The 16,491-nt window shown below is 47.9% G+C and carries 14 protein-coding genes; 6 read left to right on the forward strand and 8 right to left on the reverse strand.

Going from position 1 to position 16,491, the window contains the following annotated elements; translation table 11 throughout:
- The first annotated feature begins 122 nt into the window (after nucleotides 1-122).
- Nucleotides 123-995 carry a TVP38/TMEM64 family protein gene (locus ACWHYD_RS20375; RefSeq protein WP_447963828.1) on the forward strand — a complete coding sequence of 291 codons (873 nt, stop codon included), beginning with the start codon at nucleotides 123-125 and terminating at the stop codon, nucleotides 993-995.
- 52 nt (nucleotides 996-1,047) lie between these two features.
- Here the strand turns inward: ACWHYD_RS20375 and ACWHYD_RS20380 are convergent, their stop codons facing one another.
- Nucleotides 1,048-1,932, reverse strand: a complete 885-nt coding sequence (locus tag ACWHYD_RS20380) for an MBL fold metallo-hydrolase (RefSeq protein ID WP_447963829.1) — start codon at nucleotides 1,930-1,932, stop codon at nucleotides 1,048-1,050.
- 189 nt (nucleotides 1,933-2,121) lie between these two features.
- Here ACWHYD_RS20380 and ACWHYD_RS20385 point away from each other — a divergent pair, with 189 nt between their 5' ends.
- Nucleotides 2,122-2,556, forward strand: coding sequence for a hypothetical protein (locus ACWHYD_RS20385; protein ID WP_447963830.1), 435 nt, complete (start codon nucleotides 2,122-2,124; stop codon nucleotides 2,554-2,556).
- 101 nt (nucleotides 2,557-2,657) lie between these two features.
- On the opposite strand, the gene ACWHYD_RS20390 is transcribed toward ACWHYD_RS20385, so the two are convergent.
- The 4 genes from ACWHYD_RS20390 to ACWHYD_RS20405 form a co-directional block, all read right to left on the reverse strand.
- Nucleotides 2,658-3,347, reverse strand: coding sequence for a TIGR04211 family SH3 domain-containing protein (locus ACWHYD_RS20390; protein WP_447963831.1), 690 nt, complete (start codon nucleotides 3,345-3,347; stop codon nucleotides 2,658-2,660).
- Nucleotides 3,348-3,570: 223 nt separating this feature from the next.
- Nucleotides 3,571-3,825: a hypothetical protein gene (locus ACWHYD_RS20395; RefSeq protein WP_447963832.1), complete on the reverse strand. Its 255-nt coding sequence runs from the start codon at nucleotides 3,823-3,825 to the stop codon at nucleotides 3,571-3,573.
- Nucleotides 3,826-3,903: 78 nt separating this feature from the next.
- Nucleotides 3,904-4,518 (reverse strand): cytochrome P460 family protein, encoded by a 615-nt coding sequence (locus ACWHYD_RS20400; RefSeq protein ID WP_447963833.1) that lies wholly within the window; start codon nucleotides 4,516-4,518, stop codon nucleotides 3,904-3,906.
- An 80-nt stretch (nucleotides 4,519-4,598) separates the two neighbouring features.
- Entirely contained in the window at nucleotides 4,599-5,060 is a 462-nt protein-coding gene (locus ACWHYD_RS20405; protein WP_447963834.1) for a YHS domain-containing (seleno)protein, read from the reverse strand.
- Between the two features lie 243 nt (nucleotides 5,061-5,303).
- On the opposite strand from ACWHYD_RS20405, the gene ACWHYD_RS20410 reads away from it, so the two are divergent.
- The 4 genes from ACWHYD_RS20410 to ACWHYD_RS20425 all read left to right on the forward strand — a co-directional run bounded on the left by ACWHYD_RS20410 (nucleotide 5,304) and on the right by ACWHYD_RS20425 (nucleotide 11,165).
- The gene (locus ACWHYD_RS20410; protein ID WP_447963835.1) at nucleotides 5,304-5,900 is read left to right on the forward strand and encodes a TetR/AcrR family transcriptional regulator; all 597 of its coding nucleotides are present in this window, start codon (nucleotides 5,304-5,306) and stop codon (nucleotides 5,898-5,900) included.
- Between the two features lie 1,296 nt (nucleotides 5,901-7,196).
- Nucleotides 7,197-8,183, forward strand: coding sequence for an acyl-CoA desaturase (locus ACWHYD_RS20415; RefSeq protein WP_447963836.1), 987 nt, complete (start codon nucleotides 7,197-7,199; stop codon nucleotides 8,181-8,183).
- 211 nt (nucleotides 8,184-8,394) lie between these two features.
- A complete protein-coding gene (locus tag ACWHYD_RS20420; RefSeq protein ID WP_447963837.1) occupies nucleotides 8,395-9,417 on the forward strand; it encodes a PKD domain-containing protein in 1,023 nt (340 codons plus the stop codon).
- A 794-nt stretch (nucleotides 9,418-10,211) separates the two neighbouring features.
- Nucleotides 10,212-11,165, forward strand: a complete 954-nt coding sequence (locus ACWHYD_RS20425; RefSeq protein WP_447963838.1) for a hypothetical protein — start codon at nucleotides 10,212-10,214, stop codon at nucleotides 11,163-11,165.
- A 368-nt stretch (nucleotides 11,166-11,533) separates the two neighbouring features.
- On the opposite strand, the gene ACWHYD_RS20430 is transcribed toward ACWHYD_RS20425, so the two are convergent.
- From ACWHYD_RS20430 to ACWHYD_RS20440, 3 genes are all read right to left on the reverse strand, one after another.
- On the reverse strand, nucleotides 11,534-13,126 hold the full coding sequence (locus ACWHYD_RS20430; RefSeq protein WP_447963839.1) for a hypothetical protein: 1,593 nt from the start codon (nucleotides 13,124-13,126) through the stop codon (nucleotides 11,534-11,536).
- 564 nt (nucleotides 13,127-13,690) lie between these two features.
- Nucleotides 13,691-14,677 carry a UbiA prenyltransferase family protein gene (locus ACWHYD_RS20435; RefSeq protein ID WP_447963840.1) on the reverse strand — a complete coding sequence of 329 codons (987 nt, stop codon included), beginning with the start codon at nucleotides 14,675-14,677 and terminating at the stop codon, nucleotides 13,691-13,693.
- Nucleotides 14,655-15,383 (reverse strand): HAD family hydrolase, encoded by a 729-nt coding sequence (locus ACWHYD_RS20440; RefSeq protein WP_447963841.1) that lies wholly within the window; start codon nucleotides 15,381-15,383, stop codon nucleotides 14,655-14,657. The genes ACWHYD_RS20435 and ACWHYD_RS20440 overlap by 23 nt, the downstream gene beginning before the upstream one ends.
- Nucleotides 15,384-16,491: the final 1,108 nt, after the last annotated feature.

Genomic DNA, 16,491 nt, shown 5'->3' on the forward strand with positions numbered 1-16,491 from the left:
GATTCCGTTGATTTCACATTAACAAGCCCGACCTATCGGGGAATCTCTTCTGTTTGGATAAAAGTTCATTTTTTGATGGAACTTTGTCTAACAACATGGGAATATTCGTGATTCAATCCTGAATGAAAAGCATCCCGAATTGGCCTGTTGATAAAACGTGTACTAAAGAAGACATCCAGACATTGCTCGACCCATCCCCATATTCCCGTTTTTCTCCCAAGCGTCTGACCGTTTCATTCTGGGTCAAAGTGGCAGCGTTGATGACCTTGTCGGTGGCGATCTACGTGGTCATGCAGACCATCAACATCGGTGAGGTATTCAATCCCGACCGGATCACCCAATGGCTTTCAGAGGCTGGTCCTTTGGCCCCTTTCCTGTTCATGGGATTGATGGCTCTCGCCGTGATCATCAGCCCGATTCCAAGCTTGCCCTTAGACATTGCCGCGGGTGCGGTGTTCGGGCCATTACTTGGTGCCATGTATGCCGTCATCGGAGCTGAAGTCGGTGCAATCACGAGTTTTTACATTGGGCGAGCCGTGGGCCGGGAAGTGCTGACCCGACTGCTCCATATCAATATCGCCTTTTGTGAGAAATGCTCGGACCGTCATCTGGCAATTTTTGTTTTTCTATCCCGTCTGATCCCGATCTTTTCGTTCGATCTGATCAGCTACGGTGCCGGGCTGACTAACATGTCGATTCGTGTCTTTGCTCTCGTGACGTTCCTGGGAATGATCCCTCCGACCCTTGCTCTCACTTACGCCGGGAGCTATGTGGGCTCAGGAACTTGGCTCACCGTCGTTTTGGGACTTGCGATGGTAGCATTACTCCTTCTCATTCCCTCAATCGTCCTTCGATACCCCACCTCCCGATTCGTGAAACTTTTGCGAGGGGAGACCTCAGGATCAACTCCAGCCCCTGGCCCACTCCAACAACCCATTGCGACCTTCGACCAATCTCAACCACGCTGCGACTCATGTCACGGAAAGATGGAATGAGACCCTCGATTTTTGTGGGATACGTCCCCTCTAGCTCACGAGGGAGGTCGGGTCAAAGCGGCAGGGACTGAAAATTCCACCGTCGTTGAAGGAGTTCATCCAGGGCTTTTTTCATGTCGCGATGAGGAAGGTGGATACGTTCGCCATGCCCGGGCAGGACCCACTCAAAGGAAAGGGGGAGCAATTTCTCGACCGATCGTTCCAAATACGCGTCATCCCATACCAGCCGTTCCGGAGTCCCGAGTTGTTGGAGTTTTGGATTCCACCACAGATGATCGCCTGAGAACAAAAAACGATTCTTATATAGCAAAGCCATGCTTCCTGGGGTATGGCCGGGAACAGGAATGCAGACAAACTCCGGAGCAACGTGTACGGAATTCTCACCATCAATAACGTGCTCTGCGCCGGGCATGGCAGAAGCGTCCGCACGATGAATGATCCGGATGGCATCAAAATGCTTTGCATAACGAGCCGCCTCCGCCACATCATCCTCGTGACTGAGGAAGATGTACCGAATCCCGCCTTTCTCTTCAAATGCCTGAACCAGATGTTTGAGGAAACGGGGAGAATCGACTAACCAGTTTCCTTGGGAATGGTGGATGAAATAGCTATTGGCTCCAAACGATTTTTCCGAGTTGAATCCCACGTAGTCCACTCCGCCTTCTATATGTAGTGGAAATGAAGCTTGAGCCTCCAAGAATACCTTGCGATCCTTCTTCTCCGTGCCGATTGATCCCACCGGACAGGCGATCAGGGCTTGGTACGCAGCAAATTCCTCCTTTGCCGTTTCCGGTTGACGGAAGACGGTTGAATAATCACCGTCTTCAATAAACGTGAGTGGAGCTAATTGCCGACAGGTATCACAATCGATACAGGTGGAGTCCACAAAAAAGTTTCCCTCGATATTTGTCTGTAATCGCTTGGAGAGGTTTGCCATAATTCGATGCTCTTACTGGTTCAGTATACCGGGCAGAAAAACGTCCATGCCATATTAAGAAAAGAGGTTGTATGGCCCTGTGTTCCAAGATACGCTAACATTCAGATTAATATGAATGACCAAAACCGACCCTTACAGGACATAGAAAACCAAACGTTACTGTACCAATCATAAACGACGGAGGGATTTATGCAAAAGATCGCAGCCATGGTACTGACAGCGGCCTTATTCACCGGATTCAGCGGATGCAGTTATGTATTCTATCCGCGTGCGGATGACTATGCGGCGAAAGCGAAGGGGAGCACCAGCGTCGAAACCGTGCTGAATCTCACCACCATGATGGAAGCGAGTGCCGAAGCGGCAAAAGGCGGAACAGGGAACGATCAATCAATGGACGACCTGCACAATCAATTTCATGCCTTCGACAATTCATTGTGTTGTGTGGACGAGGCCAAACGGGAGACGCCAACCTACGCTCTCGCGGTGACCCATAACAAGGAGTTGTGGGCCATCTTTAAACGACTATGGAAGTTCAAAGATACGCAACCCCAACGAGATGAACACCTCGAGTTATTTAAGAGGGAGATCCAGGAACTCCGCGCGACACTTGAGGCATTGAAATAAAATGGCGACGCCAATCCACCCGACTGGCCTTGATCGAATGTGTGCGAGATGGGTGCCCAAGGAAGGGGAAATTTGCGTCACGGTATTTTTAAGGTTATCACCTAGGTATAGCGGGTATAACTCGTCGTCTGTCGGGGCCGTGACTTGAGTATTACTCCGATTAACAGACCGATGAGTACCAAACCGCCTCCATAGAGGAGCCATTTGAGTTGTAAGTTTTCTTCCAGCTGCCTGGCTTTTGACGATAACTCTTCAACTTGGCCTGCTAAGCGGGTATTCTGCTGCGTCAGCTCGATGTTCCGGGCATGCTCATTGATTGAATCGGCCGATATACGTTTCAATTCTGTCAGTTCTTTGGACAGGGATTGCACCTGCGAATTCAGTGTCCGGTTGTTTGCGTCGGTTTCTTTGTGCTCAGCCTGAATGCTCGCACGCGCTTCGCGTTCTTTATCGATTTCAGCTTTTAGGCTTTGAAGGCGTTTCTCGGTTGCGGCCAGCTTGACACGAGCGATGGGTTCTCCGACGAGGTACTGAGACGTTATCCAGCCCTCCATCCCATCGGTGGTACGAACCTGGGTGAAACCGGCTTCCTCGTCTACCGCAAGAATGGTCAGTTGCGTCCCGCTGGGGAGACCACGGTGTAGGATGCGATGAGCAGTAGTGGGCCCACTGCGTAGCGGCACAGTTACCACGTCAGAAATATAATTCACCTCTCCGACTGCGGCCAATGGCTGTGTGGTCAACCCAAAACAGGAGAACGATAAAAAAACGAGATAGATTAAATACTTCAAAGCGTTTCGTCTCCTTGTTGTGTCGCACATCTCGAAAAAGGAGTTCTTCGGGAGAAAGGTAGAACGCCATACTCACAGGGAATGGGAAATATAGATGCCCTGGGAGACAAGCCGATAAGTAGCAAAGGAGCCGCGAGGTGTCAATGACGCCAGAAATTCGTCTCGTGAAAGTGGAGGCTCAAAAAGGTTTATTCCTTTATTGACTATCCATTTATCCCCATTTTTATCCACGAATAGAGAAGACCTGGAAACGGTCAGGCCAATAGGCATAGAGTAGGTGGGTGGGCGAGGTAGGAGAAATGAAAGTCTTCACCACAATAATTTTCTGACTCCGGTGATCATATGACCCACCACCTGAAAATGGGCTGGTCGAGCTTACGCTCAAGTCAAGGAGCGGACCATTTTTGAGCCCGGCGAATTGGTCCGCCCCTCCACAGTATGCGTCGGGAAGATGCAATGTGTCGACTTGGGTGACCATATTTTAGGGTCATTTTCCGCCAAAAAGAGTCTGGCGAATAAACCTCTTTATGGAAAATTGCCGTTGAAATGCATATTCCTATTTAAGATTCTCTCTCATTTCCTTTTGAAGCACAGGGTAACCTAAGGAATAAATCCATTTATCCGCATCCACCGCCTTATGCGGCGCCAACTCTCTGGCCGGGGTATGACAAGGAAGACATTCTATTTTGTAATCTTTTGACACCGTGCGTTGAGAATCATCTGAGTTAAAGAGAGACCATCCCCAGCCATCACCCCACAGACTGGATTCTTTAAACCGCCCGTTCGTATCCCTGACCAACACAAACCAGCCTTTGACGGTGGTCGCATGACCAACTGCCGGCCCGGTGGTCATCGGCATGGTGGCGGCGTTTAGAAGTTCCTTCACCAACACGGCTCCGTCGGGGAACCGGTTGTTCTCGTTGTAATATTTAATTGTGTCCGGCTGGGTATACACGACGTGGTATTCCTGCAAACCTGGGGCACCTTCCACCTTCGCGTGAGCCCACGTACCAAGTGTGGGCCATTCCCGGTAATTTTCCGGAACACTGATGGCCCCGGTTTTGGGGTGAACGTTGGGGGCAAAAGACTTCGCTTCATTCGTCATCGCCCACCCTGCCAAACTCCCCAACCCCAGGATGAGGACGATTCCCATGGGTACAAACTGTTTCATGCACTTCTCCTTCATAGTTGGCATCTATAAAACGGCTGAGGTCCGTCACATAGACCATGACGGACCTCGGCTTTGTTCCTTTATAAATCTGACGGCGCCTTATCTTTGATGTCTTTCCAATTGGCCTCGGACTTTTTTAAATAGCCCGGAATATCCTTTGCCCATTTGCTTTGGATATCCCGATCCAGGTTCAAATACAGTTTGCCCTGAACGATCTTCCAAGCTTCAGGGTCGGACACGAATTTTTTCCCGACCGCCACACCATAGGCACAATATCCGCCGTAGGCTGGCAAATACTTCCCGGGGCTAGCCTCGAACATTTCTTTATGATCTTTAGTGGCAAAGGCATAGGTTACCCCCTTGTACTCGGCCACGTGGTAACCGGAGCCCCTCATCGGCTTGCCCTCGGTGAAATAGGCGACCGGATCATACCCGCTGATTCCTGGAGTGCTATTGGTGACATCCCCGGCGAAGGCGGGTGTGGCCACGATGACCAGGAACATGGCGAACAGAGAACCTAATACGGTCTGCATCATTTTCATGATGGATCTCCCTTTCAAAGGTAGAATGGTTGGTAAAATTAAGTATACAGATCTGTATCCTTTATGGTGCCTAGTCAGACGAGTTCTTGTTTCGTTACACTTCTTTTTTCAGTCGATTTAACCTGTCATACTCAATTTAAACCATTGGTATACATAGATAAAAATGATAGATGTTTGTCAGGAATATCTTGTAATCCACATAATATTTAGAAAATATATTGGTAGACGAAAAGGTCTAGTAGAGTGAAGCGAAAAAGCAGCCCGCCCTCCAAACGGGAGCAACTCATCCAGACAGCTGTGGCCTTATTTGCGCAAAACGGGATTCATGCCACGGGAATCGACACCATAGTGGAACAGTCGGGGGTGACCAAAAAAACCTTGTATGCGCATTTCCGCTCAAAAGAGGAATTGGTACTTGCGGCGTTGCGACACTATGACGGGCAGTTTAGGAATTCATTCATGCGGCAAGTGGAAACCAAGGCGTGCACTCCCAGAACTCGCTTGCTGGCTATTTTCGATGTGGCGGAAACCTGGTTTTCGCAACAGAGCTTTTACGGATGTATGTTCATTAATGCCGTTGGTGAGCATTCCACCCCCGACACCTCACTCCGTTACGTCTGCAGCGATTTCAAGCGGATGATGACGGAGTTTATCCTCGGGCTATGCATCAAGATGAGAGCGCGGAATCCCCAGCAGTTAGCCGAAGAACTCGCGCTCCTATTGGAAGGCGCAATCGTGACAGCCCAAGTGTCTCAAAAACCTGACGCAGCCAAAATTGCCAAACGCGCAGCAGCCGTGCTGATCGAAAAACAGAGTTCACATGAAACACCCCAGACATAGGATCAAATAGCGAGGGGAATTATCAGGTAATCCTCATTGCTTTGATGATCATCACTCGTCAAATATTGCTTCTACCATGTGTTGGTCGTTGGGTCTCCATCGTCACCCTTTAGCCTTTGCCAAGACCTGTCATACCTGATGGGGGTATGAGCCGCACCATTTATAGCCTTGCTCTTTATCCTATTCTACCCTGTGAACAACTCAATAAAATCAGACATGACCGTGCTGATTTCTGTTGATGTAGGAGATTCCCTTGGGGTCCTAACGTTTAGAAAAAGAATGTTCGATAAACAAGCCCATTCCACTATCAGAAGCCATCGGGGTTGAAATCGTGGAGGGCAGGAAGGACTACATGTCATAAGCCCCATCTTGAATAGTGTTCCGTGGAGCACCGTATTTGGCGGGAAGGCTTCAGGTGAGGCCAACAATCCTATGGGCTTCCTGGATTTACTTACAACGAAAGCACAGGGATTGTCCTCTTATGATCCAGCGAAATACCAGACAGATACGATGAAAGACCCATTTTGAGTGCATTTTTTTGCCTCATCCACAATCCAGGACCTACTGGCACGGGAGAAGTTCTCAGTCACACTCAAGCGGTGATTATAAATACTTCAGAGTTTCCATAGTTGCCCCATGCTAATGTCCTGGAAAACAAATTAGTAAATCTGTAGGTGTTTTTGTTATACTATGCCCATACATCGGACTCAGTAGGGGGGTTCACAAGAGCGGGTGCATCTTTCGTGAGCTTGCCCTGCACCTTCCAAAATAAATATTCATACATTCCTCGAAACTGAATAGTCATTTCTTGAATTTATTCCACTGTTTCGAGCAGCTTACCAAGATTGGACCCATTGAACGGAGCGTTCGATATATCAACCAGGCCCAGTTATCCGTCCGCATCCATGACAACAGACCAAACCCGGAACACCATAACTTTCCGCGCCCAATAAGTAGAAAATTCATGGGAGGAAATGAGTCTTGAAAAAAGTTTTGGCGTGCCTATGATCAATCTTCAAATTCTTCAGTGTCACCACGATGGGTACTTTGGGCAGCCTTTTTCAACCGATTCTTATCGACTATCCAGCCTCCCATCAAATACTAACGGCCATACACACTGTGAAATTGTATTTGCCAGAAGCTCTCCTTCTGGTTTACTTTGTAGAGTTTGAACATTTCCCTTTATCTTAAGAAAGTTGTGGATCCCTGTTTTACACAATGGCTTCAATGAAGTTCACTGAGTCGTAATCTGTAAATATCTCGGGATTCCCTACACATGAGAGAGGAGCGTTAAGGATGCCAGAAATCCAGCGGATCATGTCGGGCACATGGAAGCTGTTAAAGTCCTTGTTTGACAGCCAAGAAGCAACAGCACTGGCTTCCCATAAAAACGGTCGCGACATCGATCTGGCACGCACGGTCCCGTTTCTGGCTTTGCATATTGCGGTCCTCGCAGTCTTTTGGGTGGGTTGGAGTCCTATAGCGGTCGGGGTTGCCGTGTCGTTGTATATCATAAGAATGTTCGCTATTACGGGTATTTATCACCGATATTTCTCCCACCGTACGTTTCGCACCTCACGAGGGATGCAGTTCGTATTTGCCTGCCTTGGGGCCAGCGCGGCCCAACGAGGTCCCTTATGGTGGGCCGCCAATCATCGCCACCACCATGCCTATTCCGACAAGCCTGAAGATGTGCACTCTCCCGTCCTCCGCGGACTGTGGTGGAGCCATGTCGGCTGGTTTTTAACTCATGACCAACTTGCGACGAAAATGAACCGTATCAAAGATTTTGCGCGATTCCCGGAATTACGGTTTCTAAATCGGTTCGATACACTTGTGCCGATTGGGTTGGCAGTGATCCTGTTTCTTTTGGGGAAATGGCTCGGTAGTGCCTACCCAAATCTAGGAACAAGTGGGTGGCAAATGCTGGTGTGGGGCTTCGTGATTTCGACTGTTGTCCTGTGGCATGGCACTTTCACCATCAACTCGCTCTCTCATGTTTTCGGCACCCGGCGTTTTGCTACATCCGACCATAGCCGGAACAACTTCCTCCTGGCCATCATCACATTAGGTGAAGGGTGGCACAACAATCATCATAAATATTGCAGTTCCACCCGTCAGGGATTTGTATGGTGGGAAATCGATGTGACATATTATGTGCTGCGATGCCTGCAATTCTTCGGAGTCATCTGGGATATTCGTCCAGTGCCGGCATGGGTCCTGAATCAAACAGACCTTGAAGAAATTGGCCGGGACGCTGAGTCCGAAAAGATGGCGATGTAAGACCCGCCAATACCCCCCTGGATGGTCTTTGAAGGCGTTCGACCACATTTATACGCCATCCCTTTTATATATTTGGATCTCCAGGCCGTCCCTTTCTCACTCTCCCACATCTCACAATCCAAAAAATCGTCTTTATCATGAGAGATGCACCCACTTGGAAGGGTGATGTATGATTAGACTGTCAGCTCCTTATTTCTTGTGAGGTACGATCATGTTTCGCACTTGTATCCCCCTCATGACGATAGTTTCTGTAACCGCTCTTACCTTTTTGCTTGGAAATCAAACAGCGTGGGCCTTCTCCATAATTGAGCCGAAAGAATTCACGGTTCACCAGTCGGGAGAACATATCCCGGTTGCCCTGGATTTAGAGGGTCTCCCAGGAGTCACCACGGTGAACTACTATTGGTATGGGGAATTTGACGATATGCTGCGGGAATTGGTCGAGGAAAAATTAGCCCTTGTCGCCACGGCAAAAAGTAGCCCTCCCTTTGGCGGAAAGATCCTAATACCCAAAGAAAGGATGGGCACCTATCGACTTCTGGCTGTAGCCGAACAAGGTGGAAGACAATCCCAGCATGAATCCTTGGCCATCTTCGATGAAATTATGATTCAGATCGAGCCAAACGCCGAACTCTTGGAAATAGACTTTCAAACGGACAAACCTCTCCGATTAGGACGAGCCAGTGGGACTCGTGTCTATGACCAAGTGGACTTTCTCGGAAAAACCTTTGAATTGCCAGTGATTGGGCGATTCTCAGACGGAATTGCCCGCTCCCTTCGGGCTCAAACCACAGGAACCACCTACCAGTCCGCCAATGACAAAATTATTTCCGTCAACCCAAATGGAGTGCTCCGACTGGTGGGGAATGGGGAAACCGTACTCACCGTCAAAAACCGCAATCAAGAGGCCACCCTCGACATCATGGTTGAGGTCAACGATGAACCCAATCATCCACCGGTTTCGGATCCCGGCCAAACGCAAACGGTCCTTTCGGGAACACGAGTCACCCTGAATGGCTTAACGAGTTATGATCCCGACGGCGGTTCTCTTCAGTACCACTGGGAACAAGTACGCGGAAGTAAAGTCCCATTGCTGGACCCGTATTCGGCTCAAGCCAAATTTTTGGCCCCATTTGTAGTAGAAGAACGGCTCTTCCGTTTCACGCTCAAAGTTACGGACATTCAGGGCGCCGATAGTCTACCTGCCTTTGTCGACGTCATCATTACGCCATAGCGAAATGGACCTGGACATACAGTTCGAGATAGAAACCACAAGATGGCTGATACAATCAGCTTCTTTCCCTCCTTGACTCTCCGATCTCCAGAGCAACCGTAAGCCTGGCAGGGAAAGCATCCCTATTCTGTTCGCTATATTTTGCCATTCACCAGAAAGGGTTTGAGAACATCATCCCCTATATGGGACACGAGGATGGGGACCTAGAATCCACGAAAGAGAAGACGGGAATGAAAACGATACCCTTTCTAAGCTAGCGGAAATGTCAGGTAAAATATCTTTGCGGCCAGAAATGGTTTTATTTGACTCCTATCCAAGTAGGGCCTGATCCAATTCCTCAAATCAAAAATCTAAAAGTACCCTGCCCACTCTATGCCATGAAATCAAAATACGACAGATGCCATGTGAATTGAGGTTACAGAGAAATTGTCAGATGACCGGGAGTCAGATCGTTAATTTGGAGAGTGTGATGCTGCGGGAAAGGGAGGGGGAATAAGACGATTTAACATGCACCTGAATTTACGATTCATGAGGGTCCACATGTAGAAATTGAACGTCCACCCTGATCCTTCAATTGTTTTTCGTTTTCATCTCAGGGAAAAATGCATTTTTTAAGAATGCAGAAATTTCTTCCCCATTGAAATCCAAAAGTATGGGTCCCCGACCTCACACGGCTACTAGATTATGTTAATGGATAGCACTGATCCTAAAATGGGAGAGGCAAATCACAAAAACAAGGGAATGCAAGGTTGCCCTTCGAATTTCAATGAATGCGTGAAAGATTACCGGTGCCTATGTTGAAATCAAGTTGGTGGGAGGATAGCTGGTTTGTGTGGCCTCTGATGGCCTTCACCATTCTGACCGCATGCCTGGGAAAGTTTGAAACGAAACCCACATTGACCGACCCGTGTCGCCTCGATTGGCAAAAGCAAACAGGCATAGCGAAAGCGGATCTTCCTGATTCAACTGTGAACCGTGGGCTCCCGGTCTTGGTATTTAATATTCATGACCGCCTTCTTTCCGATTCGTTCTTCTCGAGCGAGGCCCACACTGAAGGGGAGGTCGCATGCATTGGGGATCTAGCCTCCATGTTCGATCTTGTGCTCTTTCAAGAAGCATTTGTCCGTCCGGCGCAACTCGCCCACTACACCAAACATGCTTGGGCAAATCACCCATTGTTCACTGAAGGCGGTGGTGGTGACTGGTGGCCCTTGCGAGCCATGTGCAACATATGTTTGAGTCCCGGACTCCTGATGCTCGCCCGTGAACAGCCTGAGTCTATCTATTCAGAACCCTATGAGGACTTTGCAGGCTGGAATACTGACCTGAACAAAGCCGATGATTTCTTTTCGAAGGGCTTTCAGCTTGTCAAATTCAAAAAATTTTGGGTGCTGAATAGTCATATGGACGCGGGTCGCGGAGAGGCCAGCATTGAGGCCAGAGCCCTTCAGTTTAGACAGATTAGTGCGGGCATTAGGCGTTTGGTTTCTCCTGATGCACCCCTGCTCGTCGGAATGGACGCGAATCTTCGCCCGGACAAAGGGGAACGCGACGCAGAGATTTTGGAAGAATTTCTAAATGCCAATGGGCTAACCCTGGTGCAACAAAGCGGGCCGGATTTGATTGCCGTCAGAGGAATCCGCACCGACCGCCCCAAATCCCTACCATTAAAAGGCATCCTTAGCGATCACAACGCCCTGTCCGTCATTATGTACCCGCCATCCAGGCAAGAGTCACAGAACCAATGAGGTTCTCATCAATGTTCCGGCAACTTTCCGTTTCTTTTTCAGATGGGTCAAGTCGTGGGACCTTTAGCTTGTGGATCGGTTTTGAGGAGAACTCTATTTTTTAAAGGACTGTGAATGGACATATCAAAGATATCAGCCCTTCTAGTGATGCCTCAACACACCTGCCACCTCTACGAGACATCTACAGCGATTTCAAACACATGAGGAGGGGCCTATACGGAAGGTCGGAGATAAAACCCCTCAAAGAATAGAGAGGAACTCGCGCTCTTATTGAAAGGCCCGATCATACCTCCCCAAGTTGCTCAATATCCTGAATCGGGTAAAATTGCCAAACGGGCCAAAGAAGATCAACTAGTCAATCGACAAATTTATATTTTTGTGTTGATGTACACGTTTACTCTAGTATCGAAATCCTTCCCCAGAGAATCGAACATTTTTTCATCCAGGCCGATGAAACTTGCATCGTTCCGAAGATTTTCATCCGCTAAAGTCCCTCGGTCAACGATAATGATTTTGGCAAGAGACGATTCTACCTCTTCGATAGTTTGAGACCTTTCCGACCTTCCATGCCAGGGCACTTGCATCAGGAAGGCGGTATAGGCATCAATATTTTCAAATCGGCTTGTCGAGGCAATTGGACCACTAATATTGAGGGTACTCAATTTTTCTTGTAGAACTTTGGCCGCCTGGTAACTGGGCCTTTGAGGGAAAAATGAACTGTTGGCGAGGGGAAAGAGAAAAGATAATGATATGATGGCCAGTGCCATGATATGAAGAATTTTTGCCTGGCTGGTCCGACTCTTGGCCAGATGCCCCACATAGCCCAAACTCCCGCCAAGAAGAAACGGGTAAACGGAGTAATAATATCGTTTTTCTCCTGCATAACCCGGCAAAAATATCACCACAAGACCCCCGATGAATATCGCCGCCCAACGCCAGCGATCTGACCGGATATTCTGTCTCCATGGAGCATGAAACAAGAAGCCAAATACGACCGAGACCAGACCGATGCCAAGCCAGTCAAAGTCCTTCAGCAGATGTATAGTTTTCATCACATTTTTATGAACAATTTTCAATTGGTGACGGAGATTCTCTGTGCTCTCAAGCGGGGACCAGTGGGAATACTTTTTTGAGATTGGATCCTCCCAGGATGAAACTCGACCCTGTTCAGGAATAACAAAGTCAGAAAAAGTGGGATGTCCCCGCCCAACACCAGGCGGCCCCATTACGGCATGACTAATTCCTGCACTTGTCGAAAACACAGGCTTTCCATATTTGAGGGACAATATGAGAATCCAAGGCCCGGCGATAAGCATTAATCCGATGATGGTGATCGCGACGCTACGTAGAGCACGAGTCAGACTAGTCTCTTGAGAAACAGTCCATAACAACCCTGCCGCCATAATCAGAATAAATGCAAATGGCAACCCAGGCGCTTTCGCTAAATAGGCAGCCCCGAATAATAGCCCGGCAGAAAATTGAACGGATGCCTTGTCGCACCAATCCGGCTGCAGAGTTCGGCTAATGGCCATACAAAGTATTCCACTCATTAGGAGATCCGGAGTGATACCTTGAACCGCCCAGTGGACACTCATAAGCGCAACGATCCCGAGAGCCACAAGGATCGCGGACGACCCGATCCCCAAAACCCGGAAGATCGCCATACAGCCCATGAGATACACAATCGCGGATATTCCCATGGCCATCTGCGCAGCGGATAACGGTTCTTCCATCAAGCCAAGCAACGGAATAATGATCCAGCTCAACATGGGCCCCCAATAACCGGAAACCGCTAAATCGAACTGTCCCGACGCATAATATTGCGCAATTCGAATATAGGAAATCCCATCAGTACTGATCCAATCCTGATTGACCCAACCGGCCCAAATCAGCAACCCAATCTGAAGAACAAAGCAGCCGATCATGGCTCTGGGGATGCCTTGTCGATTCATCTCATCCATTGGAGATACCCCTTCACAGAAAGTTCCCTTGAGAAATAAGCCGTTTCACTAGGCAAACTTCAACCTATTTTTTTTCTAATTCATGTACCTACTATTCCACTTTACTATCTCACCACTTTCATTTCCGCCTCACACATATTCACAATCAGGACTCCGGATGCCTCCGAACCCTGGGAAGGCGCTGTGTCACAAAAGGCATACATGTTCGAGGCCGGGAACTTCCTCGAATTTGGATCCCTTTCATAAAAGATCCTACACAATTTCAACTGGCATTTTGGCAGAGTCGTCCTCGCGGTCGGAAGAATTCCAGGATTGTGAAGGGATCATCCCGTGCATGCCAGTATATTTTCTCCGGAAGGCATTGCACGCTCAAACGGCTTTAAATTTCCTCAGCTCATGATATGGTCACGCGGGCCATACAATTTCGATATTTCCTCAGAATGGCTAGGTAAGCCCGAAGGGGACTTTGGTGGTTGCCTTACACCATCGCCTAACGAAAATAGACCCACATTCCTCAGCCTCGGGTGTTCTGTATTCATTTGGCCAGTCAGGTGACGGCACTTACTATTCACCAACAGTCCAAAGAGGTGGAATGATGGCCGGGTTAACATTAAACAACTCATACAAAAACGGGATTTCAGAAAACATAAGGAGGAGAAAGAGCAATGTGCTCAATCCTACATACACGACAAATCCGCCTTCCTTGTATAATTTTTCTGGATTTTGAACAGGGCTATCCTTAAGCATGCCAATCTTAAGATAATACGTCAAAAATCCCGCCCCAATAGGAACAAAAAGTATCAACTCCATATGATATCGGACAAGAAATATTCCGGATACAAAGGAACAAGCCATCGCATAGAAAAACATACTGAGCAATAGACGGTTTTCTGTGTAATATCCGAATGACTTCCGATACGCCTTTGCACGTATCGGATCATCAATACGCCGATATTCGGCAAATCGCTTGGTTGCCATGAAAAATGCGCCAACCATCCAGTACGCCAACACAAGCGAAAGGGGAGGGATGCTATGGGTTACAAGCGCAAACCACCCGAGTAACAACCGAATCGGATTATTCAGTGATTCAGTAAGCACATCTAAAAAAGGGAGATCTTTGGTCCGTATGGGGGGAATATTGTAAATGAGGCCGCTCACCAAAAATACCAGGGCTGTCGTCCCAAAATACCCATTTAGGGAAAAAGCAAGAACCATCCCTGAAACCCCCAATAAGAACCATTCTATCCAGGCCCAACTGGTTTTGACCTTCCCGGAAGGAACAGGCCGGTCCTTTTTTACCGGATGAAGACGGTCATAGGGCGCATCAAGAACTTCGTTCACCACATAATTGCTTGAGGCAATCAAACAGGTAGCTGCGATAGCCAGGAGCAAAGGAAAAACACTTTCCCAGGCGAAGAGTTCCAGCTCATAAAACAAGGCCAGCACGATGCCCAGAATCATAAAGACATTCTTAAACCAGTGATCGATCCGGGCAATCTGAACATAAGGCCATAGTATCCGAAAAAATTTAGATGGCTGAGTGGATAACATCGCAAAGACCTCTAAAATTAGTAATCGAACGAAGTTCGGTTGTTGCACTCGCGTTAAACCCGCGAGACGCTCTGCGAGAAAATATGACGTATGGCATTCCGGCAGCTTTGGCACCACAGGCATCGACGTCATGTCGATCACCCACATACAACACTTCCCCTGGATCAAGATTCCAGAGATGACAGGCATAAAGAAACCCCTTGGGGTTTGGTTTAAACGCATTAACCTCCGGATCCGTTCCGCATAATTCCACTGTTAACGGAACAGGAATCCCTAGCTCCTGCAATTTTTCTCTTACAGGATAATCAGAAAAGACTCCCGTACGAAGACCCATTTCGTCCGCCAACTGAAAAAATTCTACCATTCCACGGCGCCGGCAGATCTTGAGGTATTTCAAAGGACGACGATACATCCATTCCCTTACAATTAATTCCACCTCTCTAGAGGTCACACAGAATCGTTCGGCAACAAGGGAATATTGTAAGCTCGCCAAGGGGATACTGGGATCTTTCATAGCCCGCAACGCTTCACGCCCTTCTCGAAAACATTTCAAAATCCTCCAGACACCCAGAGCCTCTGGAATAGAACCTAACGAAAATGGAGCAGTAGCCAGCTCAAAGGCCATCAGGCCACGAAGGGCCTTTTGGTGATACAGTGTCCCATCAATATCGAGCAAAACGGCACGAATCTGCTGAACCGGTTTCACAACCCAGGCTACTCCTCAAAATCAGAAAAATGGCTATTCAAAAATAGACTCTAAAAAAGCTCACGAGCACTAAATGCATGGTGCATGGTACAAATTACTTAAATCCATCAAGATATTGAATGCTTGTACAAAAATCCGCTTTTAGGTTCTCTTAAGAACTTCCTGGTCCATACAAGCAAGAATTGGTCCGTAATGAATCTATATCGGTAGCCAGAATTACTGGCTGTACAAAAATTTTGAAAAACGGACCAGTTTCAGGCTGTATCCGATAGTAGCCGTCCAGCTTACGCGCAGGTATCAAGAAGCCAAGATTGAGAACTCTAAGCGCGGTCTACTGTCCTCAGTTGACTCTTCCTATGATACATGCTGTTTTCTGACGACAGTGAAGGTGATAGTTGGGACTATTTTCATGGCCATCATCCCCTATTAGGGGAAGACCGTTTCTGAACAACTACCGGCGGGGGAAGACGATTAATCTCCCAAGTAGTTATCAGTCTTTTTTGCCTTTTTTATCTCCTCCTAAATGAAGCCAAATGTCTAATGGAAAAACCATAGTCTTTGGCCTTTTTAGGGGATTGGCGAGGACTATCTGGATAATAATACATGATTTAATCCACGCTGCAAGCAATCATTCCCATTAGGAAGGGGAGGCGAGATTATGGTCCAATACTCAAGGACTGGCTGGGCAACGCGGTTGGGTGTCATGAGGCAATATCATCGGATCGATTATAGGCAGGATGAATTTGCCAAGGACACCACTCATATCCATGGACTGGGAAGGAGTTTCGTCAATATTCGCCTGGCTAAATATAAAATAACGCATTGCCATCATCCCCATTTTTTTGCGCTTGTATCTTGAGAAATAAAACAAATAGCGCAACAAGCATGGCTGCCAAAACCTATACAAACTTTTAAGCAAGGTGTTTATTTAAGATCTTCTAAGCATGTCCTAGATTTTTTGCCCACACGGGAAGCCAAGATCACTTTAAAATACTGGGAATTCCATTGGTCTCTTGAGAAAGAAAAGCCTAAATGGTCGAATGGCTCCATGGGTTACCAACAACCAATGATTTTTGAGACGGCGAATTCCCGGACAATACAGGCTCTG

It is taken from the genome of Nitrospira sp. Ecomares 2.1 (genome assembly GCF_965152585.1).